At 67.4% G+C, this 20,981-nt stretch carries 20 protein-coding genes; 15 read left to right on the top strand and 5 right to left on the bottom strand.

Annotated elements, in window-relative coordinates:
• Nucleotides 1–288: 288 nt before the first annotated feature.
• The 10 genes from KDK82_RS16855 (at nucleotide 289) to KDK82_RS16810 (ending at nucleotide 9,800) form a co-directional block, all read left to right on the top strand.
• Complete coding sequence (locus KDK82_RS16855) at nucleotides 289–690, top strand: MerR family DNA-binding transcriptional regulator (protein ID WP_013800379.1); 402 nt, start codon at nucleotides 289–291, stop codon at nucleotides 688–690.
• A 36-nt stretch (nucleotides 691–726) separates the two neighbouring features.
• The gene (locus KDK82_RS16850; protein WP_088165671.1) at nucleotides 727–1,185 is read left to right on the top strand and encodes a PaaI family thioesterase; all 459 of its coding nucleotides are present in this window, start codon (nucleotides 727–729) and stop codon (nucleotides 1,183–1,185) included.
• Between the two features lie 43 nt (nucleotides 1,186–1,228).
• A complete protein-coding gene (locus tag KDK82_RS16845; protein ID WP_088165670.1) occupies nucleotides 1,229–2,416 on the top strand; it encodes an isovaleryl-CoA dehydrogenase in 1,188 nt (395 codons plus the stop codon).
• A 55-nt stretch (nucleotides 2,417–2,471) separates the two neighbouring features.
• A complete protein-coding gene (gene can / locus KDK82_RS16840) occupies nucleotides 2,472–3,134 on the top strand; it encodes a carbonate dehydratase (RefSeq protein ID WP_088165669.1) in 663 nt (220 codons plus the stop codon).
• Between the two features lie 33 nt (nucleotides 3,135–3,167).
• Entirely contained in the window at nucleotides 3,168–4,955 is a 1,788-nt protein-coding gene (gene aceK, locus KDK82_RS16835; protein WP_013800382.1) for a bifunctional isocitrate dehydrogenase kinase/phosphatase, read from the top strand.
• Between the two features lie 46 nt (nucleotides 4,956–5,001).
• The gene (locus KDK82_RS16830) at nucleotides 5,002–6,189 is read left to right on the top strand and encodes an acetyl-CoA C-acyltransferase (protein WP_013800383.1); all 1,188 of its coding nucleotides are present in this window, start codon (nucleotides 5,002–5,004) and stop codon (nucleotides 6,187–6,189) included.
• Between the two features lie 165 nt (nucleotides 6,190–6,354).
• Entirely contained in the window at nucleotides 6,355–6,978 is a 624-nt protein-coding gene (locus KDK82_RS16825) for a pyridoxamine 5'-phosphate oxidase family protein (protein WP_034397418.1), read from the top strand.
• Nucleotides 6,979–7,006: 28 nt separating this feature from the next.
• Entirely contained in the window at nucleotides 7,007–7,669 is a 663-nt protein-coding gene (locus tag KDK82_RS16820; protein ID WP_013800385.1) for an SDR family oxidoreductase, read from the top strand.
• Nucleotides 7,670–7,735: 66 nt separating this feature from the next.
• A complete protein-coding gene (locus KDK82_RS16815; RefSeq protein ID WP_088165668.1) occupies nucleotides 7,736–8,866 on the top strand; it encodes an acyl-CoA dehydrogenase family protein in 1,131 nt (376 codons plus the stop codon).
• 142 nt (nucleotides 8,867–9,008) lie between these two features.
• Nucleotides 9,009–9,800 carry an alpha/beta fold hydrolase gene (locus tag KDK82_RS16810; RefSeq protein ID WP_088165684.1) on the top strand — a complete coding sequence of 264 codons (792 nt, stop codon included), beginning with the start codon at nucleotides 9,009–9,011 and terminating at the stop codon, nucleotides 9,798–9,800.
• Nucleotides 9,801–9,821: 21 nt separating this feature from the next.
• Here the strand turns inward: KDK82_RS16810 and KDK82_RS16805 are convergent, their stop codons facing one another.
• Nucleotides 9,822–10,319, bottom strand: coding sequence for a DUF421 domain-containing protein (locus KDK82_RS16805; RefSeq protein ID WP_034397412.1), 498 nt, complete (start codon nucleotides 10,317–10,319; stop codon nucleotides 9,822–9,824).
• 157 nt (nucleotides 10,320–10,476) lie between these two features.
• On the opposite strand from KDK82_RS16805, the gene KDK82_RS16800 reads away from it, so the two are divergent.
• Both KDK82_RS16800 and KDK82_RS16795 read left to right on the top strand, forming a co-directional pair.
• Nucleotides 10,477–10,890: a YchJ family protein gene (locus KDK82_RS16800; protein ID WP_088165667.1), complete on the top strand. Its 414-nt coding sequence runs from the start codon at nucleotides 10,477–10,479 to the stop codon at nucleotides 10,888–10,890.
• A complete protein-coding gene (locus tag KDK82_RS16795; RefSeq protein WP_088165666.1) occupies nucleotides 10,874–12,733 on the top strand; it encodes a hybrid sensor histidine kinase/response regulator in 1,860 nt (619 codons plus the stop codon). The genes KDK82_RS16800 and KDK82_RS16795 overlap by 17 nt, the downstream gene beginning before the upstream one ends.
• Here KDK82_RS16795 and KDK82_RS16790 read toward each other — a convergent pair.
• Nucleotides 12,703–13,440, bottom strand: coding sequence for a response regulator transcription factor (locus KDK82_RS16790; protein WP_013800389.1), 738 nt, complete (start codon nucleotides 13,438–13,440; stop codon nucleotides 12,703–12,705). The genes KDK82_RS16795 and KDK82_RS16790 overlap by 31 nt on opposite strands.
• A gap of 187 nt (nucleotides 13,441–13,627) precedes the next feature.
• On the opposite strand from KDK82_RS16790, the gene KDK82_RS16785 reads away from it, so the two are divergent.
• Nucleotides 13,628–14,680: a hypothetical protein gene (locus tag KDK82_RS16785; RefSeq protein WP_088165665.1), complete on the top strand. Its 1,053-nt coding sequence runs from the start codon at nucleotides 13,628–13,630 to the stop codon at nucleotides 14,678–14,680.
• Nucleotides 14,681–14,779: 99 nt separating this feature from the next.
• The gene (locus KDK82_RS16780; RefSeq protein ID WP_012207775.1) at nucleotides 14,780–15,472 is read left to right on the top strand and encodes an HAD family phosphatase; all 693 of its coding nucleotides are present in this window, start codon (nucleotides 14,780–14,782) and stop codon (nucleotides 15,470–15,472) included.
• Between the two features lie 19 nt (nucleotides 15,473–15,491).
• On the opposite strand, the gene KDK82_RS16775 is transcribed toward KDK82_RS16780, so the two are convergent.
• Nucleotides 15,492–16,157: a glutathione S-transferase family protein gene (locus tag KDK82_RS16775; protein ID WP_013800391.1), complete on the bottom strand. Its 666-nt coding sequence runs from the start codon at nucleotides 16,155–16,157 to the stop codon at nucleotides 15,492–15,494.
• Nucleotides 16,158–16,232: 75 nt separating this feature from the next.
• Nucleotides 16,233–17,309 (bottom strand): AraC family transcriptional regulator, encoded by a 1,077-nt coding sequence (locus KDK82_RS16770; RefSeq protein ID WP_088165664.1) that lies wholly within the window; start codon nucleotides 17,307–17,309, stop codon nucleotides 16,233–16,235.
• A gap of 136 nt (nucleotides 17,310–17,445) precedes the next feature.
• Here KDK82_RS16770 and KDK82_RS16765 point away from each other — a divergent pair, with 136 nt between their 5' ends.
• Nucleotides 17,446–19,164 (top strand): AMP-binding protein, encoded by a 1,719-nt coding sequence (locus KDK82_RS16765; protein ID WP_071956984.1) that lies wholly within the window; start codon nucleotides 17,446–17,448, stop codon nucleotides 19,162–19,164.
• Nucleotides 19,165–19,208: 44 nt separating this feature from the next.
• Here KDK82_RS16765 and KDK82_RS16760 read toward each other — a convergent pair whose 3' ends face one another.
• The gene (locus KDK82_RS16760) at nucleotides 19,209–20,942 is read right to left on the bottom strand and encodes a Na+/H+ antiporter (RefSeq protein WP_013800394.1); all 1,734 of its coding nucleotides are present in this window, start codon (nucleotides 20,940–20,942) and stop codon (nucleotides 19,209–19,211) included.
• Nucleotides 20,943–20,981: the final 39 nt, after the last annotated feature.

Below are 20,981 nucleotides of genomic sequence, written 5' to 3'. Positions count from 1 at the left end.
GTAGCCCAAAGCTACGGGGTTTCTTGCATTGGGCTGCAGGAAACGGTGAAACAGGCTGAACAGCCAAAACGGACAGCCAAACGAACATCCAAAACGGATATCCAAAACGGACATCCCAGAAAAAGAGAGCGCTGACGCGCTCTCTTTTTATTCCTGCCGGGCTTCTTCGTCGCACCCGGATGCAACATCCGGCGCAGTTTCCTGGGGCCAATTCCGCTAGCATTGACGTTAACGTCAACGTCGCATTCCCATGGCCGCCGGCTGTGGATGCTGGCGGACTCTCCAGCCATGTCGACTACCTACACCATCAGCGATCTTGCCAAGGAGTTCGATCTCACGACCCGGGCCATCCGCTTCTATGAAGACATGGGCTTGCTTGAGCCCGAGCGCGCCGGGCCTGGCGGGCGCAATCGCGTCTACAGCGCGCGTGATCGCACACGTCTTCGCCTGACCTTGCGTGCCAAGCGGCTGGGACTGTCTCTGAACGAAGCCAAGGAGATCATCGATCTCTACGACAGCCCCCGCGACACTGGCGTGCAACTGCGCAAATTCCTGGAAGTGCTGGCTGTGCATCGCCGCCAGCTCGAGGACCGCCTGGCCGATCTGCAGGCCAACCTGGCCGAGGTGCGAGAGCAGGAATCCGAGGCCCGCACTCTGTTGAAACACCTGGATGGGAAAAATGCTTCATAATTGACGTTTACGTAAACGTAATTTGTGAGGCTTGCCTTGACCGTGCCCCGCCTGGAACCTGCCAACAGCGACTTTGCCCGCCGTGTGCGAGACAGTTTTGCACGCCAGGGCGCGATGCACACCCTGGGCGCCGAGCTGTCCCTGCTGGAGGCCGGTGCCGTCGATGTCTGCCTGGACTGGGCGCCCGGGCTGACGCAGCAGCATGGCTTTTTGCATGCCGGCATGGTTTCCACGGCGCTGGATTCCGCCTGCGGCTATGCAGGGCTGACCCTGATGCCGGCCGATGCTGCCGTGCTCACCATCGAATTCAAGATCAATCTGCTGGCCCCCGCCAAGGGCCAGCGCTTTCGCATGGAAGGCCGGGTGATCAAGCCGGGCCGCACGATCATCGTGACCGAGGGGCGCACCTATGCCATCGACGAAGGCCGCGAAAAACTGATTGCCACCATGGGCTGCACGCTGATGTGTGTGCAGGGCCGCGATCTGGCCGACTGAGCCGGGCGGCGTTCTTTCACCAAATTTCCACAGGAGACACGAGATGAGCCTTTCCAGCCTGCCGGGCCTGAACTTCCAACTGGGCGAGGACATCGACGCGCTGCGCGATGCCGTGCGCGAGTTTGCACAGGCCGAGATTGCACCGCGTGCCGGCGAGATCGACCGCGAAGACCAGTTCCCCATGGACCTGTGGCGCAAGTTTGGCGATCTGGGCGTGCTGGGCATCACCGTGTCCGAGCAGTACGGCGGCGCCAACATGGGCTACCTGGCCCACATGGTGGCGATGGAGGAAATCTCGCGTGCCAGTGCCTCGGTGGGCCTGTCCTATGGCGCGCACAGCAATCTTTGCGTGAACCAGATCAACCGCAACGGCAACGAGGCGCAAAAGGCCAAGTACCTGCCCAAGCTGATCAGCGGCGAGCATGTGGGCGCGCTGGCCATGAGCGAGCCCGGCGCCGGCTCGGACGTGATCAGCATGAAGCTCAAGGCCGAGGACAAGGGCGGCTACTTCCTGCTCAACGGCACCAAGATGTGGATCACCAATGGTCCCGATGCCGACACCCTGGTGGTCTACGCCAAGACCGAGCCCGAGCTGAACGCCCGCGGCGTGACTGCCTTCCTGATCGAAAAGGGCATGAAGGGCTTTTCCATTGCCCAGAAGCTGGACAAGCTGGGCATGCGTGGCAGCCACACGGGCGAGCTGGTGTTCGAGAACGTAGAGGTCCCGGCCGAGAACGTGCTGGGCGGCCTGAACAACGGCGCCAAGGTGCTGATGAGCGGCCTGGACTACGAGCGTGCTGTGCTGACCGGCGGGCCGCTGGGCATCATGCAGTCGGTGATGGACAACGTTGTGCCCTACATCCATGACCGCAAGCAGTTCGGCCAGAGCATTGGCGAGTTCCAGCTCATCCAGGGCAAGGTGGCCGACATGTACACCGTGCTGCAAGCGGGCCGCTCATTTGCCTATACGGTCGCCAAAAACCTCGATCTGCTGGGAACGGAGCATGTTCGCCAAGTCCGCAAGGACTGCGCCAGCGTCATCCTGTGGTGCGCCGAGAAGGCGACATGGATGGCCGGCGAAGGCGTTCAAATCTATGGAGGTAATGGGTATATCAACGAATACCCACTGGGTCGCCTCTGGCGGGATGCGAAACTCTACGAGATCGGCGCCGGCACCAGCGAGATCCGTCGCATGCTGATCGGCCGCGAGCTGTTCGCAGAGACCTGCTGATCCTGCACCCGCCTGCCGCGCCGTTCTTGAGTTTGACCCAACAAAAGGATTGCTTATGAGCACAACCTCCATCGAAGAACTGTTTGTCCACAACCGCGAATGGGTCCAGCAGATGGAGCGTGACCGGCCCGGTTTCTTCACCGGGCTGTTGTCGCAGCAAAAACCCCGCTACATGTGGATCGGCTGTTCCGACAGCCGCGTCCCTGCGAACCAGATCACGGGCCTGGAGCCCGGCGAGGTGTTCGTGCACCGCAACGTGGCCAACGTGGTCGTGCCCAGCGACCTGAACTGCCTGTCCACCATCCAGTACGCGGTGGACCAGCTCAAGGTCGAGCACCTGATGGTCGTGGGCCACTATGGCTGCGGCGGCGTGCTGGCGGCACTGGAAGATGTGCGCGTGGGCCTGGCCGACAACTGGATCCGCCATGTGAAGGATGTGCGCGACAAGCACCAGGCGCTGCTGGCCAGCCTGTCCCCGCAATGGCGCCACGATGCGCTGTGCGAACTCAATGCCATCGAGCAGGTCATCAATGTGGCGCAAAGCACGGTGATGCAGGATGCCTGGGCGCGGGGCCAGAAGGTCACGCTGCACGGCTGGTGCTATGGCCTCAAGGACGGCCTGATCACCAATCTGCAGATGACCGTGCCCGGTGTCGGCGGCATCGCCAACATCCATGCCGAGGCTGTCGAGCTGGTCGCCAGCCGCCAGCGCGACTGAGCGGCCATGGCAGGCGGGACCCCGGGAGACTTCATGCCGATGCCTGCCCAGGACACCCTGCTTGCCCATGACATCGCGCGGGCGATGATGGATGGCTTCAATCGCCATTACCGCCTGTTCCGCGCCGAATCCGCCCGCGCCAAGCACCGCTTCGAAACTGCCGACTGGCTGGGCCAGCAGCGTGCCCAGCGCGAGCGCATCGAGTTCTACGACTTGCGTGTGCGCGAATGCGTGCGCCGGCTGGAAAAGGAATTTGCGGCGGGCGCCCAGCCCATGCCGGTCTGGCAGCAGATCAAGCGCCACTACATCGGGCTCATGGTCAACCACCTGCAGCCGGAGCTGGCCGAGACCTTCTTCAACTCGGTCACCACCAAGATCCTGCACCGCACGCATTTCCACAACGACTTCATCTTCGTGCGGCCCGCCGTCAGCACGGAATACATAGAGAACCAGGAGCCGGCTGCGCGCCCGGCCTACCTGGCCTTCTACCCCACGCGCGAGACGCTGCCGCAGACGCTGCGCGAAGTCGTGGAGCAATTCGCGCTGCAGCGCCCGTTCGAGGACCTGGAGCGCGACATCGCCCGCCTGGCCGAGCGCCTGGAGCCGCAGCTGCAGGCCATGCGCCTGTACGCCAACTTCCAGATCCAGGTGCTGTCCAGCCTGTTTTTCCGCAACAAGGGCGCCTACATCGTCGGCAAGATCATCAACGGCTTTGCGGAGCTGTCCTGGGCCGTGCCCATCCTGCACGGCGACAACGGCCGGCTGGTGCTGCATGCGGCCCTTTTCGGCGAGAAGGACTTCCACGGCCTGTTCAGCTTTGCGCGCGCCTACTTCATGGTCGATACCGACGTGCCCAGCGCCTACGTGCAGTTCCTGCGCAGCCTCATGCCGCGCAAGCCGCGCGCCGAGCTGTACAACGCCCTGGGCCTGGCCAAGCAGGGCAAGACGCTGTTCTACCGCGACTTCCTGCACCACCTGCGCCATTCGCGCGACCAGTTCCGCATCGCACCCGGCATCAAGGGCATGGTCATGCTGGTGTTCGACCTGCCCAGCTTTCCCTATGTGTTCAAGCTCATCAAAGACCGCTTCGCCGCGCCCAAGGAGATCACGCGCGAACAGGTCAAGGCCAAGTACCGCCTGGTCAAGCAGCACGACCGCGTGGGGCGCATGGCCGACACGCTGGAGTACAGCCTGGTCGCCTTCCCGCGCGAGCGCTTTTCGGATGCGCTGATCGCCGAGATCCTGGAGCATGCGCCCAGCCAGGTCGAGATCAGCGACCGCGACGGCGATGGCCGGCAGGAGGTCATCATCTCCCACCTCTACATAGAGCGGCGCATGGTGCCGCTGAACATGCTGCTGCAGGAGTGCTTCGATGACGGGCTGGACCTGCCGGCACCGCGGCAGCGCCTGGAGAGCGCCGTGATCGAGTACGGCAATGCCATCAAGGATCTGGTCGCGGCCAACATCTTCCCGGGCGACATGCTGTGGAAGAACTTCGGCATCACGCGCGGCGGCAAGGTGGTGTTCTACGACTACGACGAGATCGAATACCTGACCGACTGCCACTTCCGCCAGGTGCCCGCGCCGCGCAACGAGGAGGACGAGCTCAGCGGCGAGGTCTGGTACCCCGTGGGCCCGCGCGATGTGTTCCCGGAAACCTTCGCGCCCTTTCTGCTGGGCAACCCGGCCGTGCGCGAAGTCTTCATGCGCCACCATGCCGACCTGCTCGACCCCGCCTTCTGGCAGGCGCACCAGCAGCGCATCCGCGAAGGCCATGTCCACGATGTCTTCCCCTACGAGCGCAGCCGCTGGCTGGCCTGACCCGTTTTCCCTTTCTTTCACCATCACGACACCCCAGGAGACAAGCATGCAAGACCCCATCGTCATCGTCGGCGCAGCCCGCACCCCCATGGGCGCCTTCCAGGGCGACTTCGCCGACCTCGCGGCCCATGATCTGGGCGGCGCCGCCATCAAGGCGGCCGTGCAGCGCGCGGGCGTGGCGCCCGAGAAAGTGGACGAAGTGCTGTTCGGCAACTGCCTGATGGCGGGCCAGGGCCAGGCGCCCGCCCGCCAGGCCGGCTTCAAGGGCGGCCTGCCGCGCAGCACGGGCGCCGTGACCCTGTCCAAGATGTGCGGCGCCGGCATGGAGGCCACCATCCTGGCGCACGACCAGCTGGTCGCAGGCAGCCGCGATGTGGTGGTCTCCGGCGGCATGGAAAGCATGACCAATGCACCCTACCTGCTCAAGAAGGGCCGTGGCGGCTACCGCATGGGCCACGACAAGGTCTATGACCACATGATGCTCGACGGCCTGGAGGATGCCTACGAGCCTGGTCGCTCCATGGGCACTTTTGGCGAGGACTGCGCCGCCAAATACCACTTCACGCGCGAGCAGCAGGACGCCTACGCCATCGAAAGCGTCAAGCGCGCCCAGGCGGCCACGGAAAGCGGCGCCTTCGCCGCCGAGATCACGCCCGTCACCGTCTCCACGCGCAAGGGCGACGTCACGGTCAGCATTGACGAAGGCCCGGCCAAGGCCAAGCTGGACAAGATTTCCAGCCTCAAGCCCGCCTTCAAGAAGGACGGCACGATCACGGCCGCATCGAGCTCCAGCATCAACGACGGCGCCGCCGCCCTGGTGCTGATGCGCGAGTCCACGGCCAAGGAGCTGGGCTGCAAGCCGCTGGCGCGCATCGTTGCCCATGCCACGCATGCCCAGGAGCCCGAATGGTTCACCACGGCCCCCGTGGGCGCCACGCAGAAGGCCCTCAAGAAGGCCGGCTGGACGGCGGCGGACGTGGACCTGTGGGAAGTCAACGAAGCCTTTGCCGTCGTGCCCATGGCCCTGATGGCCGAGCTGGGCGTGCCGCGCGACAAGGTCAACGTCAACGGCGGCGCCTGTGCGCTGGGCCACCCCATTGGCGCCAGCGGTGCGCGCATCCTGGTCACGCTGCTGCACGCCCTGCAGGCGCGTGGCGGCAAGCGCGGCCTGGCCACGCTGTGCATAGGCGGCGGCGAGGGAACAGCCATGGCGATAGAAATGGTCACCCCCTGAGGCGCTGCGCGCCCTCCCCCTGAAAGGGGGACGACACCCTCGGTGCGGGGCGGCCCTTCCTCGGTGTCTCTGATTTGCATTGCGCCAGTTTTATGGGCAGCGCCACAGACGTCCAGAGAGCTAGACTTGGATCGGCCGATCCGCTATTACTTTGACATCTCGACCATGATCACCAGCGAAGAACAGTTGCGCAGCCTGTATGCCATGCCGGCCGAAAGGGCCTTGCTCAAGCAGCAGGTGGACCTGGACCGGCACTGCCTGCGCTTCATCGCGCTGTCGCCGCTGTGCATCGTGGCCACGGGCGGCGGGGCGGGCGCGATGATGGATGCCTCGCCGCGCGGCGGCAAGCCGGGCTTCATCAAGGCGCCCGACAACCAGACGCTGCTGATTCCCGATTCGGGCGGCAACAACCGCCTGGACAGCTTCAGCAACCTGATCGCCGATCCGCGCATCGGCCTGCTGTTCATGGTGCCGGGTTTCGACGAGACCTTGCGCGTCAACGGCGTGGCCAAGCTGCGCGACGAGGCCCACTACACGGCGCTGTTCGCCAGCGAAGGCTTCCGGCCCAAGATCGTTCTGGAGATCCAGGTGCAGGAGGCCTATCTGCACTGTGCCAAGGCCCTGATGCGCGCCCGGCTCTGGAAGCCGGAGTCCCAGGTGTCGCGCAACGTCATGCCCTCGGTGAACCAGATGGTCCACCAGCAGATCGGCCTGCCTGCGCCCACCGAGACGCAGGAGGCCATGGTCGAGCGCTACGAAAAGCAGATCGCGGACGAGCAGGGCCGCTGACCGCATTCCATTTGAAAGGTCGAAAGACATGGCAGTCACTCTGGTGTTGGGAGCCTCGCGCGGGCTTGGTTTTGCCTTGGTAGAGGCCTATGCGGCGCAGGGCCGCAGCGTGGTCGCCACGGTGCGCAGCGAGGCCGACCGCGAGCGCGTCGAGGCCACGGGCGCCAAGGTGCTGCTGGTGGATGTGGCCGACCCGGCCAGCGTCAGCGGCCTGGCCTGGCAGCTCGACGGCGAGAAGATCGAGCTGGCGCTGTACGTGGCCGGAGTGTGGGATGCCCACAGCTCGGCCACGCCGCCCACGCGCGAGCAGTTCGACCGCGTCATGCACACCAATGTGCTGGGCGCCATGCAGGTGCTGCCCCAGGTGGCGCCGCTGGTCGAGGCGGCGGGCGGCGTGTTCGGCCTGTTCTCCAGCCAGATGTCGCTGCTGGCCGACGCCGAATCCGACGCCTGGCTCTACCGCGTCAGCAAGGCTGCGCTCAACATGGTCGTGGCCAGCGCCCAGCCGCAATGGCCCGGCGCCACCGTGGTCGCGCTGGACCCGGGCTGGGTGCAGACCGACATGGGTGGCGCGGCTGCCACCTTCACTGTGGAGCAAAGCGTGCAGGGCCTGGTGCGCACGCTGGCTGGCGTCACGCCGGCCGACCGGGGCCGCATGCTGCGGCATGACGGGCAGCGCATCGCCTGGTAGATCCGACGGTAGATCCGGCCAGCGCAACGGACAACGAACAACGAAACAAGAATCAGGAGACAAGACATGCTGCTCAACGCAGACCAGGAAATGATCCGTGACGCGGTGCGCGACTTCGTGCGCACCGAAATCACGCCCCATGCCGCACGCTGGGACAAGGAACACCACTTTCCCAAGAACGTGCACCAGGGCCTGGCGGCGCTGGGCGCCTACGGCATCTGCGTGCCCGAGGAATACGGCGGTGCCGGCCTTGACTACCTGAGCCTGGCCCTGGTGCTGGAGGAGATCGCAGCCGGCGACGGCGGCACCAGCACGGTGATCAGCGTGACCAACTGCCCCGTCAACGCCATCCTCATGCGCTATGGCAGCGAGGCGCAAAAGCAGCAATGGCTGGCGCCGCTGGCGCGCGGCGAGATGCTGGGCGCCTTCTGCCTGACCGAGCCGCATGTGGGCTCGGATGCCTCGGCACTGCGCACCACGGCCACGCGCGACGGCAGCGACTACGTGATCAACGGCGTCAAGCAATTCATCACCAGCGGCAAGAACGGCGACGTGGCCATCGTCATCGCCGTCACCGACAAGGCGGCGGGCAAGCGCGGCATGAGCGCCTTCATCGTTCCGACCTCCGCACCCGGTTACCAGGTGCTGCGGCTGGAGGACAAGCTGGGCCAGCACAGTTCGGACACGGCCCAGATCCAGTTCGAGAGCTGCCGCATCCCCGCCGCCAACCTCATCGGCGCCGAGGGCGAGGGCTACAAGATTGCGCTGTCGGCGCTCGAGGGCGGGCGCATCGGCATTGCCGCGCAAAGCGTGGGCATGGCGCGTGCGGCCTTCGATTGCGCGCTGCAGTACTCCAAGGAGCGCGAGAGCTTCGGCCAGCCCATCTTCAACCACCAGGCCGTGGGCTTTCGCCTGGCCGACTGCGCCACGCAGATCGAGGCCGCGCGCCAGCTGATCTGGCATGCGGCCAGCCTGCGCGATGCTGGCCTGCCCTGCCTCAAGGAAGCAGCCATGGCCAAGCTGTTCGCCAGCGAAATGGCCGAGCGCGTGTGCAGCGCCGCCATCCAGACCCTGGGCGGCTATGGCGTGGTCAGCGACTTCCCCGTGGAACGCATCTACCGCGACGTGCGCGTCTGCCAGATCTACGAGGGAACGAGCGACGTGCAGAAAATTCTCATCCAGCGCGCCCTGGCCTGAGGTCAATCCCCCACGCTGCGGGTCGGGCCGGATGGCCCTGACACCCGCAGGGCTTAGCATGGAGCATCGCCGGCACGGCGCCCGAGAGAGGCGGGCGGCCGTTTCCGGCAGGTTTGTGACCACCTTCGCAGGAGATCCCGACATGCCCATCGCTTCCGTCAACGGCCAGAACCTGTACTACGAGGACACGGGCGGGAGAGGCCCGGTCCTGGTGTTTTCGCACGGGCTGCTCATGGACCACACCATGTTCGCTCCCCAGGTCCAGGCACTGCAGGGGCGCTTTCGCTGCATCAGCTGGGACGAGCGCGGCCATGGCCAGACGGCAGACCCCGCGCATTGCGCCCCCTTCGACTACTACGACTCGGCCGACGACCTGGCCGCCTTGCTCGAGCACCTGGGCGTGGAGCGCGCGGTGCTGGTGGGCATGTCGCAGGGCGGCTACCTGTCGCTGCGCTGCGCGCTCATCCACCCCGAGATCGTGCGCGCGCTGGTGCTGATCGACACCCAGGCCATGCTGGAAGACCCCGAGCAGATGCCCCACCACGAAGCCTTGCTGAGGGCCTGGATGGAGCATGGCCTCAGCGACGACATGGCGACTACGGTGGAGCGCACCATCCTGGGCCAGGGCTGGAGCGGTGCGGCCGCCTGGCGTGCCAAATGGAAGAAGGCCACGCCCATCAACCTGGGGCAGAGCTTTCTGGCGCTGGCCCAGCGCGATGACATCAGCCCGCGCCTGCCCGACATCCATGTGCCGGCCCTGGTCATCCATGGCACGGACGACACCGCCATCGCGCCCGACCGTGCACGCGCCATGGCCAAGGCCTTGCCCAGGGCGCAGTGGGTGGAGGTGCCGGGTGCCGGCCATGCGGCCAACCTCACGCATCCGCAGCCCGTGAACCTGGCCATCGAGCGCTTCCTGGAGCAGCTCGACTGACAGGGGCCGCCGAGCAGAGGGTCAGACTGGCGGATCGCCGTCGTTCTCGCTGTCGCGGCGGCGCAGGACGACGGTGATGCTGCCGTCGGTCTCCAGCGTGGCGCGCTCCACCTCTCTGAGGTGCAGGCAGCCGCCCGCACGCAGCGCGGCCTCGATATCGTCGCGCGTGATGCGTTCCTCGCGCATCAGGTCCTTGTTCAGGTGTCCGTCCCTGATCAGGGCCTTGGCCTTGCCGTCCACCAGCCGCTCCAGCACCGGGAAGTGAAAGGTCAGCCAGGACAGCAGCAGATGGCACAGGATCAGCGTGGAGGCCGAAACCATGCCGCCGATCAGCGAGTTGTCCCCGGCATTCATGGAGTTCTGCACCGCATTCGACAGGATGAGCAGCAGTACCAGGTCGAACGGCGCGTACTGCCCCGTCTGGCGCCGCCCCGTCAGCCGAAGGAACACCAGCAAGAACAGGTAGACGGCCACGCCGCGCACCACGAACTCCCACCACGGGACCGACATTGAAAACATGGGCTCTCCTTACAGGCCCGAGGGCCCGCGGTCAGTATCATGGCCCGCCTGTCCTCCATCAAGAACCCGGTCGCAGCAAGGCGGCCGTGACTGACATGCATTCCTGCTCCCGCGCCGTCCTCCCCCAAGTTCCGCAAGTTCCGCAGGGCCAGCCGCTATGAGCGCTGCCGCCACCTCCCCGGCCTGTCCCTGCGGCCAGCACGATGCCAAGGGCCGTCCCCTGGTATTCGATGCCTGCTGCGGCCGCTACCTGGACCATTTCGACGACTGCCCTGCGCCCGACGCCCAGGCGTTGATGCGCTCGCGCTACAGCGCCTTCGTGCGCGAGGACACCGCCTATCTGCTGGCCACCTGGCACGCCAGCCAGCGGCCTGCCACGCTGGACTTCGAGCCTTCGGCACGCTGGCTGGGGCTGGCGGTCAAGGACTTCCGAAGCACCGGCGAGGACAGCGCCGAAGTGGAATTCGTCGCGCGCTACCGCGTGGGCGGCCGCGCCGTGCGCCTGCATGAGCGCAGCCGTTTTGTGCGCGAAGCCGGGCGCTGGCTCTACGTGGATGGCGACCAGTTCTGAGCACGGCGGCGGCCCTGCGGAGCCGCTGTGGAAACTGCAGCAGCGCCAGAGGCTGCTGCTGTCCATCGCATCGCGGGGCTCGTCCGAGGCGGCGGCCCTCATCATCCCCGGCATCGTGGTCTGGCTGCAGCGGCACGAAACGGGTGCCTTCCAGGTGCCGCTGCTGCTGTGGTGGCTGGGCATGGCTTTCATGGCCTGCGTCTTTGTCGGGTTGCGACGCCAGTTGCGCCGGGACCTGGGTGCTGCCGTGCCATCGGCCGAGTTGCCAGCGCGGCTGCAGCGCTGGGAGCACGTGATGGGCCGCATGGCCCTGCTCAACGCCGGTTCCTGGGCGCTGGCGATACCGCTGACCCATGGCAGCGGCCATGAATTCCGGCTTTTCATCTACCTGGTGCTGTGCGGCGTCGTGGCCTCGGCCGCCACCTTCCTGGCGCCGGCGGCTGCCGTGTTCAAGCGCTTCTTCGGCGTGCTGTACGGCGCCATGCTGCTAGCCGTGGTCTGGTACTTCCCGAACAGGGGCCTGTACCTGCTGCCGCTGCTCATGCTGTATGGCGCCACCATCGCGCGCCATGCCTGGGGGGCGCGCCAGCTCATGCTGCAGCAATGGGCGCAGGAGCGCGACCGCCAGCTGCTGGCCGAACGCTACCTGGCCGCCAAGGAGCAGGCCGAACAGGCGCTGGAGGCCAAGAGCCGCTTCCTGTCGGCCGCCAGCCATGACCTGCGCCAACCGCTGCATGCCCTGGGCCTGCTGGTGGAAACCGCCCGCCAGCGCAATGCCGACGGCGCACTGGCAGGCGTGCTTGACGATGCCCAGGCCTGTGCCCAGTCGCTGGGCACCATGTGCAACGACCTGCTGGACCTGTCGCGGCTGGAGAACGGCACCTGGGAGCTGCGCGCCCAGGTGATGGACCTGCGCATTCTGCTGGGCGATGCCACGCGCCTGTTCGCGGCCGAGGCGCGCCAGCGCGGGCTGGTGCTGCGCTGGCGCGTGGCGCGCGGCATGGACAGCCGGGTGCGTGCCGACGAGGCCCTGCTGCGCCAGATGGTGTTCAACCTGCTGCACAACGCCCTGCGCTACACCCAGCGCGGCGGGGTGCTGCTGGCCGCCCGCGTGCACGGCGGGGGCTGGCGCATCGAGGTCTGGGACACGGGCCTGGGCATTGCGGCCGAAGACCGGCCCCATGTCTTCGCACCGCACTTTCGCGCGCGCTCAGGCCAGGCGGCCCGGCGCGCGGCCCAGCCTGCGGCCGACCACCTGCCCGGCGTGAGCAGCCAGGGCCTGGGCCTGGCCGTCGTGGCCGCAGCCGCGCGGCGCATGGGCGTGGACCACGGCCTGCTGTCCACGCCGGGGCGGGGGTCCTGCTTCTGGCTGCAATTGCCGTCCAGCCTGAATGTGCAGGCGGCCTTGCCGCAGTCCGAGGGATCGTCCGAAGGATCGCAGGCGCAGGCGCAGGCCCGGCCGCCCCTGCTCCATGGCCGGTGCTGGGTGGTCGATGACGATGCGCAGGTGGCGCGGGCCCTGGCCGGCCTGCTGCGCGATTGGGGGCTGCAGGTGGATGTGGCTGCCACGGGCCGCGAGGTGGCCGACTGGCTGGCGGCGGGGCAGCACCCCGATTTCGTGCTGTGCGACCACCATCTGGCCCGGGGCGAGAACGGCTTTGCGCTGCTGCAGAACGTGCTGGCGCAAGCGCCGCAGGCGGCGGGTGCCCTGCTCAGCGGCGAGCCGTCACCGGCGCTGGAGCAGGAGGCGCAGGAACTGGGCTATCTGCTGCTGCGCAAGCCCGTGGACCCGCTGGCGCTGCTGGCCCTGCTTCAGCGCAGGCTGGCCGTGGCCGGCGCCTGAACCGTATCGGTCGGCGGGACGGAGGGCGGCAGCTCCAGCGCAATGCCCTGCATGCGCGTGATGGCGTCGATGCGGCTGTGCACGCCCAGGCGCTGCAGGGCGCCGGCCACATGCTCCTTGACCGTGTGGGGCGACAGGTGCAGCAACTGCGCAATGCTGGGATTGGGCAGGCCGCGCAGCACCAGGTCCAGCACCTGGGCCTGGCGCGGGGTGAGGCCCAGCTCGGCCGCCGTCATGCGGATGGCATGGGCGCCGCCGGGCGCCTGCGGCGCCAGCGGGGCGGCGGGGAACCAGGTCTCGCCGCGCAGCAGGGCCGCCACGGCCTGCTGCAGCACCTGCGGCGGCTGCGACTTGAGCACAAAGCCATGGGCCCCCGCCGCGCGTGCCTTCAGGGCAATCGCGCCATGCGTGTCGCCGCTGGTCATGAGCACGCGGCAGGCGGGCGCCAGCGTGCGGATTTCGCGCACCACGTCCGTGCCCGCGCTGGCACCCAGCCAGAAATCCACGATGGCCAGATGCGGCGATCCCCTGCCGGCCATGCACTGCAGGCCTTCGCCCGCATCGGCCACGGCATGGACTTCGGACAGGCCGAATTGTTTCAGGAACTCGGACACGCCCATGGCCGTCAGCGGGTGGTCGTCGATCACCAGGGCATAGCGCCCCGATTGGAGACAGGAGGAATCGGTCAGGAGGGGATGACTGTGCATGGTCCGCGCGAAGGCATGTCGAAAGGGCTGGAGCGCCAGGGCGCGCCCGGATACACCTTGCGCACATCGTAACGATTACCCCCCGGCCGGGGGGTGACCGGATGTCGGCCAACTCCCCAAAATCGCCGCCGATGCCCTGAGATTCCGCATGGAACGGGCACGTATTCAACGAGAAGGGGAGATAGTCATGAAGATGGTACAGCTCACGCGCCGCAGTGCGGCATTGATGCTTCTGGGAACCCTGGCCGCCTGTGGCGGCGGCGGTGGTGGTGGATTGGGAGAACCGGGCGGCGGAGATCCCGGCAATGGCGGAAATCCCGGCAACCCCGGCACGCCCGGCAACCCCGGCGGCGGCACGACGACCCCGGTGACCGGCCAGTACCGCATGGAGACGGCTGCCGAGAACTTCGACGCGGCCCTGTCCGCCATGAACACGCTGGGGGCGCAAGGCTATGCCTTCACCTACAGCCTGGCCTCGGGCGGCACGACCTTCCCCGTTCCCATCGGTGACTTCTACGTCACCGACACGGCCCACACCGGCACGCGCCTGGACTACCGCATGGTGCCCGACGTGGCTGGCGTCTCGGCCCTGGTGGCCCAGCTCAATGCGCAGGGTGCGCAGGGCTACCTGTACAAGTCGGGCATGGCGTTCCCCAGCAGCACGCAGGACCTGCGCAACCTCTATGTGCGCAGCAGCAGCGCCGCCGCCACCTACAGCTACGAGACGCGCCCCGCCGTGGGTGCGCTGGACACGTCCGGCTTCACGCAGCAACTGGCCGAGATGAGCGGCCGGGGTTTCCGCTACATGGGCCCGCTGATCTCGGGCGACGAGATGTTCAACCTCTACGTCAAGGACTCCAAGGCACCGGCCTTCGAGTACGCGGTGTTCGCCCTCGCCGCGCCCTTCGGCATGGCCAACGGCACGGCGCTGAAGCAGCGCCTGGACGAGATGGGTGCCAAGGGCCACCTGCTGCGTGGCGCCCTGGTGCTGCGCGGCAATACCGAAGGCGTGCAGCTGTACGAAAAGAGCGGCGACCAGCAGGGCGCCATCGAGTACCGCCTCGAATCCGTGTCCAACAACGCCAGCCTCGCGCAGCGCCTGGAGCAGTTCAACCGCAACGCGGCCGAAGGCTTTTTCGCCTTCGGCGATGTGGTCACCGACGATGGCCAGTTCCATTCCATCTCGGTGCGCAACGTCAAGCGCATGGTGCATCCGCTGGCCGGTGCCTCCTTCCCCTGAGCAAGGAACAGGCATGCGCGGCCGGCGCATAATCCGGCCATTTTCCGCAGCAAGGGCGCCCCAGGGCGCCCTTGCTCAGTTTGTTTCGAGAATCCATCCATGACTGCTTTCGAGGCCGTGCTCTTCGACTGTGACGGCGTGCTCGTCGACAGTGAATCCATCACCAACCGCGTGCTGTGCACCATGCTCAATGAATCGGGCTGGCCCATCAGCACCGAGGAATGCCTGCGCGAATTCATCGGCAAGACCGTGCGCAGCCAGGCCGCGCTGATCGAGGCGCGCACCGGCAAGCCGCTGACCGACGCATGGATGGCCGCCTTCTACGAGCGCCGCAATGCCGCGCTGCGTGCCGAGCTGGTGGCCATAGACGGCGCGCTGTCCGCCGTCAGCGAATCCCATGCGCTGTGCGCTGGCCGCATCGCCTGCGCCTCGGGCGCGGACCGCGCCAAGGTGGAGATGCAGCTGGCCCAGGTTGGCATGGCCCCGTATTTCGAGGGCCGCGTCTTCAGCGGCCATGAGCTGCCGCGCAGCAAGCCCTTTCCCGATGTGTACCTGGCCGCCGCCGCCGCCCTGGGCGTGGAGCCGGCGCGCTGCCTGGTCATCGAGGACACGGTGACCGGCGTCACCGCCGGCGTGGCCGCAGGCGCCACGGTCTGGGGCTACTTCCCGGCCGACCAGGGCCACGCATCGGCCGAGCAACTGCTCGAAGCCGGCGCCAGCTGCGTATTCGGCGACATGGGCGAGCTGCCTGCCATGCTGCGCGCCATCGGGCAGGCCAGCGCCAGCGCTTGAGCTTGGGCTTGAGCCGGCCCTAGCGCAGCCGCGGCGAAGGCGTCTCGTCCACGGCCTGCGCACGCGCGGCCTGCTGCTCGGCCTGCAGCGCCCGCTGGAAGGCGGGCCGCTGCTGCAGGCGCTGCCAGTAGGCCTGGGTGGCAGGCCCCCATTGCGGCTCCATCTCCAGGTGCGCCGACAGCATCAGCGCATAGCCCACGGCCACGTCGGCAGCGGTGAAGCGGTCTGCCGTGAGCCAGTCGCGCTGTTCCACGGCCTGCTCCACGGCGCGCAGCCGCGCGAGGAACCAGCGCTGGTAGTCCTGGGCCACCTGGGGCTGGCGCCGTTCGGCTGGCTCGAAGTGCGCATAGCGCAGCACCAGGGTCTGCGGGAAGGTCAGCGTGGCATCGCTCATGTGCAGCCAGTTGAGGTAGGCCGCAAAGCCCGCCTCCTGAGGCTGCACGGACAGGCCCGCCCCGGGGTGCAGGGCGGCCAGGTATTCGCAGATGGCGGCTGACTCGGTCAGCCTGGCCTCGCCGTGGCGCAGCAGCGGCACCGTGCCCAGCGGGTTGAGCTCCAGGTAGCTGCGCTGCAGCACGCGCGGCGGAAACGGCAGCATGTGCAGCGTGTAGGGAAGCTGCAGTTCTTCGAGCATCCACAGCGCGCGGAAGGAGCGCGCGCTGACGCAATGGTGGAGATGGTGCATGCGCAAAGCCTAGGCCAGATGCGCGGACGGCGGCAGTCGCGCAGGATGCAAATCGCGCCAGGATGCGCGCGGCCCTCACTCGGGCCGGACTCGCGCGCTCTTGCGGAATTCGGAAGGCGACAGCCCCGTCCACAGCCTGAAGGCGCGGATGAAGCTCTTGTCGTTGAGAAAGCCGCAGGACTGCGCGATGCGCTTGATGGGCCGGCTGGTGCGCAGCAGCAGGGCCACGGCACGCTCGCGCCGCACCTCGTCCTTGAGCGCCTGCAGCGAGGCGCCTTCTTCCTTGAGCTGGCGGTGCAGGCTGCGCTGGGACAGGTGCAGCTGGCGCGCCAGCGTGTCGGCCGTCTGCAGGCATTCGGCGTCGGCCGCCAGCAGCTGGCGCACGCGCTGCACCAGCTGGCGCTCGCGCCGGTAGGGGCGCACCTGCAGCGGCAGGGCGCGCTGCAGCATGCGCTGCAGGGCAGGCTCGTCGCGCGTCAGCGGCATATCCAGAAAACGCGCGTCGAACTGGAGGCAGGCCCGGGCCGCGCCAAACTCCACCTCGCCCGGCGGGAACAGCAGCGCATACACGCCCGCATGCGGCGGGGGATCGAAGGGAAAGCAGGCGCGCCGCAGCGGCAGCGGCTCATCGATGAACCAGCTGGCCAGGCCGTGGATATTGCGCAGCACCGACAGCAGGCAGAACTCGCGCATGGCGCCCAGCGTGGACAGCTCCTCGATGGCCAGCGTGGCCAAGCCGTCTTCCTGCGTCAGCGTGAGCCGGATGTCATCGGCCAGCAGGCCATGGTGGCGGCACCAGCGCGCCAGCGCCAGGCCCAGCTGCTCGCTGCCCATGCTGGCGCGCGCCAGCATGCCGTAGCTGCCCCAGGGCAGGCGCCGGGAGAACCAGCCCAGGGCCTCGTCGTCGAGTTCGCGCATGGCGGCATCGGACAGTGCCTCCATCTGCAGCGCCGTGATGCACTCGTTGCGCTCTTTGACGGAGTCTGGCGCGATTTGTGCCTTCTCCAGGGCGGACAGGGCGCTGATGCCCCGGCGTTCGTAGGCCAGCATAATGGCCTGCACAAAGGCCATGGGCGTGACTGCAGGGTGTGCGGAGGCCATGGTGGCGGCCGCCTGGGGCAGGGGGGTCTTGACCAGCGAGGGGGTGAACATGCTGGCAATTATTGCAACCTTCGTGGCCTGTTCTGCTCGGGGTTGGCCCTTATGCTGCCACGCAATAGCTGCCGTGACGGGGCAGGCCACTGCATTTGCCCGTCCCAGGCGCCGCCGACGACACAGGAGACAACGCATGCCCGCCCAGAACGCCCCGCTCGCTTCCAGCCATGCCCAAGGCCGCACCGATGTGCCGCTGATCGAGCAGACCATCGGCGATTTCTTTGCCGACATGGCGGCCCGCCAGCCCGATCGCGAGGCCCTGGTCAGCCGCCACCAGGGCCTGCGCTACAGCTATGCCGGCCTGCACACCGAGGCGCGCCGCCTGGCCAGCGCGCTGCTGGGCCTGGGGCTGGACAAGGGCGACCGCGTCGGCATCTGGTCGCACAACAACGCCGAATGGGTGCTGATGCAGCTGGCCACGGCCCAGGTCGGCCTGGTGCTGGTCAACATCAACCCGGCCTACCGCACCTCCGAGGTGGAGTACGCGCTCAACAAGGTCGGCTGCAAGGCCCTGGTGACCATGGCGCAGTTCAAGACCAGCGACTACCTGGGCATGCTGCGCGAACTGGCCCCCGAGCTGGCCACGGCCGAGCCCGGCCGCCTGCATTGCGCGCGCCTGCCCCAGCTGCGCAGCGTGGTCTGGATCGACGTCGCAGGGCAGGGCGAAGAGCAGCCCGGCATGCTGCGCTTTTCCAGCCTGCTGGCGCGCGGTGATGCGCAGGATGCGCGCATCGACGCCGTGGCCGCCACGCTCAAGAACACCGACCCCATCAACATCCAGTTCACCAGCGGCACGACGGGCTTTCCCAAGGGCGCCACGCTGACCCACCGCAACATCCTGAACAACGGCTTTTTCATCGGCGAGTGCATGCGGCTGACGCCCGAGGACCGGCTGTGCATTCCCGTGCCGCTGTACCACTGCTTCGGCATGGTGCTGGGCAACCTGGCCTGCTTCACGCATGGCTCGGCCATCGTCTACCCGAATGACGGATTCGATCCGCTGCTGGTGCTGGAGACCGTGCAGGCCGAGCGCTGCACGGGCCTGCACGGCGTGCCCACGATGTTCATCGCCGAGCTGGACCACCCGCGCTTCAAGGAGTTCGACCTGAGCACGCTGCGCACCGGCATCATGGCCGGCTCGCCCTGCCCCATCGAGGTGATGAAGCGCGTGGTCAGCGACATGCACCTGTCCGAGATCACCATCGCCTACGGCATGACCGAGACCAGCCCCGTCAGCTGCCAGAGCGATGCCGACACGCCGCTGGAGCGCCGCGTGTCCACCGTGGGCAAGGTGCAGCCGCACCTGGAGGTGAAGATCGTCGACCCGGCCACGGGCGAGGTGGTGGCGCCTGGTGTCTCGGGCGAGCTGTGCACGCGCGGCTACTCGGTCATGCACGGCTACTGGGGGGACGAGGCCCGCACGCGCGAGGCCATCGACGACGAGGCCTGGATGCACACGGGCGACCTGGCCACCATGGATGAGCAGGGCTACGTGAACATCGTCGGCCGCATCAAGGACATGGTGATCCGCGGCGGCGAGAACATCTACCCGCGCGAGATCGAAGAATTCCTCTACCGCCATCCCCAGGTGCAGGACGTGCAGGTCGTCGGCGTGCCCGACGTGCGCTATGGCGAGGAGCTGTGTGCCTGGATCATCGTCAAGCCCGGCCAGGCGCTGACCGAAGACGGCGTGCGCGACTTCTGCAAGGGCCAGATCGCCCACTACAAGGTGCCGCGCTACATCCGCTTCGTCGAGGCCTTCCCGATGACGGTGACCGGCAAGATCCAGAAATTCAAGATCCGCGACGAGATGATCGCCATGCTGGATCTGCGCCCGGCCAGGACCGCCTGAGGGCTGCTTTCATGCACTGCCGCCAGCTGTCCACCGCGTGCCGCCTAGTGCGTGCCGCCTTCGGGCGCGGCCACGGCCGAGGCTGCAGCGCGGCGCGCCACGACCAGGCGCTTGCGCAGCGAGATCTCCTGCATGTCCAGCTCGCTGACCAGGCGGCGCAGCGACTCGTCGTTGATGCGGTGGGCCTGGCGCTCGGCGTAGAGCGCGTCGCGCTCCTGGTGGATGCAGCGCAGGCGCAGCTCGATCTCCAGCAGGTAGCGCAGCTTGCGCTGGCGCACGACTTCGGGCGCCTCGCGCTGGATCTCGATGCTGGAGGCCGTGCCGCTGCCGTCGTCCAGCAGCTGGACGCGGTTGCGGTACTCCTGCGTCAGGTGGCCCATGACTTCCTGGTGCATGGCCACCCATTCGGGCGTGTGGCCCTGGATCTCTTCCTCGCTCAGCGTCAGCCCGCCAATGGCGGACTGGCAGGCGGCCACGCGCGCCAGGCGCTCCTCGCGCACCGTGGGCGATTCGCCGGGCTGGGGCATGCGGCGCAGGATCAGCGGCAGGGCGATGCTGCCCAGCACCAGGGTGAACAAGATGGTGCCGGTGGCCAGGAAGATCAGCATCTCGCGGCCCGGAAAGGGCTGGCCGTTGTTCAGCAGCATGGGCACGGACAGCGCGCCAGCCAGCGTCACGGCGCCGCGTATGCCGGCCATGGTGGTGGCCAGGTTCAGCAGGTGCGACGGGCGCTCTGCCATCTTTCCCTGGAAGTGGGCGCGAGCCAGGCTGCGCTGCACGCCCAGGGTCAGCCAGATCCAGCGCATCAGCAGCAGCGCGCTGGAGATGATCACCACATAGCCCACCAGCACCCACCATTCGCTGCCCGCATCGTGCAGCGTCACGCCGATGATGGAGGGCAGCTGCAGGCCCAGCAGCAGGAAGATGGCGCCGTTGAACGAGGCTTCCACCATGCTCCAGGTGCCCTCGGTCTGCAGCCGCTCGCTGATGTAGCTGCTGCGCTCCAGGTCGGCGAAGTTGGTGGCAATGCCCGCGGCCACGGCCGACAGGATGCCCGACACGCCGATCTTTTCGCCCACGATGTAGGCGGCGAAGGGCAGCAGGATCAGCAGCAGCACCATCTGCGTGGCCGCCACGTCGCCCAGGCGGCGCGTGATGGTGCTGCGTGCATAGGAAAAGCCCCAGCCGATCAGCGTGCCCACGCCCAGGCCGCCCAGGGCCATCCACATGAATTCCTTGGCCACCTCGGTCCACGAGAACAGGCCGGTCAGCGTGGCGGCAATGGCGAACTTCAGCGCCACCAGGCCCGAGGCATCGTTGAGCAGGGACTCGCCTTCGAGGATGTGCATGGTCTTCTCGGGCATGCCCAGGTTGCGCGTGATGGCCGAGACGGCCACGGCATCGGTGGGCGAGACCACGGCGGCCAGCGCGAAGGCCACGGTCAGCGGCATGCCGGGCACCAGCCAGTGGATCAGCCAGCCCAGCCCCACCACCGTGAACAGCACCAGGCCCAGCGCCAGGCGCAGGATGGGGCGGTACAGCGAGAAGAACTCGCGCTTGGGGATGCGCCAGCCGTCGGCGAACAGCAGCGGCGGGATGAACAGCAGCAGGAACAGCTCGGGATCGAAGGCGATGTGCAGGCCCTTTTGCGGCCAGGCGATCAGCGCTCCCAGGGCGATCTGTATCAGCGGCAGCGGGATGGCGCGCACATAGCGCGCGGCAATGCCGGTCAGTGCCCCCAGCAGCAAAACGAGCAAGACGATTTCAACGGTGTGCATACGGCATTTTCCCCAGCCCGGGCCGCCGTTCTTTGCAGC

The sequence above is a fragment of the Delftia sp. K82 genome (genome assembly GCF_002193035.1).
Taxonomy (GTDB): Bacteria; Pseudomonadota; Gammaproteobacteria; order Burkholderiales; family Burkholderiaceae_C; genus Comamonas; species Comamonas acidovorans.
Note: the sequence above shows the minus strand (reverse complement) of the source record. Positions and strands in the feature narration are given on the sequence as shown.

Bases quoted from the DNA above. Each gene is read 5' to 3' on its own strand.
- KDK82_RS16775 (WP_013800391.1), bottom strand. From the start codon at position 16,157: ATGCACCATCTCCACCATTGCGTCAGCGCGCGCTCCTTCCGCGCGCTG.
- KDK82_RS16770 (WP_088165664.1), bottom strand. From the start codon at position 17,309: ATGTTCACCCCCTCGCTGGTCAAGACCCCCCTGCCCCAGGCGGCCGCC.
- KDK82_RS16765 (WP_071956984.1), top strand. From the start codon at position 17,446: ATGCCCGCCCAGAACGCCCCGCTCGCTTCCAGCCATGCCCAAGGCCGC.
- KDK82_RS16810 (WP_088165684.1), top strand. From the start codon at position 9,009: ATGCCCATCGCTTCCGTCAACGGCCAGAACCTGTACTACGAGGACACG.
- KDK82_RS16785 (WP_088165665.1), top strand. From the start codon at position 13,628: ATGAAGATGGTACAGCTCACGCGCCGCAGTGCGGCATTGATGCTTCTG.
- KDK82_RS16800 (WP_088165667.1), top strand. From the start codon at position 10,477: ATGAGCGCTGCCGCCACCTCCCCGGCCTGTCCCTGCGGCCAGCACGAT.
- can (WP_088165669.1), top strand. From the start codon at position 2,472: ATGAGCACAACCTCCATCGAAGAACTGTTTGTCCACAACCGCGAATGG.
- KDK82_RS16790 (WP_013800389.1), bottom strand. From the start codon at position 13,440: ATGCACAGTCATCCCCTCCTGACCGATTCCTCCTGTCTCCAATCGGGG.
- KDK82_RS16780 (WP_012207775.1), top strand. From the start codon at position 14,780: ATGACTGCTTTCGAGGCCGTGCTCTTCGACTGTGACGGCGTGCTCGTC.
- KDK82_RS16760 (WP_013800394.1), bottom strand. From the start codon at position 20,942: ATGCACACCGTTGAAATCGTCTTGCTCGTTTTGCTGCTGGGGGCACTG.
- KDK82_RS16805 (WP_034397412.1), bottom strand. From the start codon at position 10,319: ATGTTTTCAATGTCGGTCCCGTGGTGGGAGTTCGTGGTGCGCGGCGTG.
- aceK (WP_013800382.1), top strand. From the start codon at position 3,168: ATGCCGATGCCTGCCCAGGACACCCTGCTTGCCCATGACATCGCGCGG.
- KDK82_RS16820 (WP_013800385.1), top strand. From the start codon at position 7,007: ATGGCAGTCACTCTGGTGTTGGGAGCCTCGCGCGGGCTTGGTTTTGCC.
- KDK82_RS16795 (WP_088165666.1), top strand. From the start codon at position 10,874: ATGGCGACCAGTTCTGAGCACGGCGGCGGCCCTGCGGAGCCGCTGTGG.
- KDK82_RS16815 (WP_088165668.1), top strand. From the start codon at position 7,736: ATGCTGCTCAACGCAGACCAGGAAATGATCCGTGACGCGGTGCGCGAC.
- KDK82_RS16825 (WP_034397418.1), top strand. From the start codon at position 6,355: ATGATCACCAGCGAAGAACAGTTGCGCAGCCTGTATGCCATGCCGGCC.
- KDK82_RS16830 (WP_013800383.1), top strand. From the start codon at position 5,002: ATGCAAGACCCCATCGTCATCGTCGGCGCAGCCCGCACCCCCATGGGC.
- KDK82_RS16845 (WP_088165670.1), top strand. From the start codon at position 1,229: ATGAGCCTTTCCAGCCTGCCGGGCCTGAACTTCCAACTGGGCGAGGAC.
- KDK82_RS16855 (WP_013800379.1), top strand. From the start codon at position 289: ATGTCGACTACCTACACCATCAGCGATCTTGCCAAGGAGTTCGATCTC.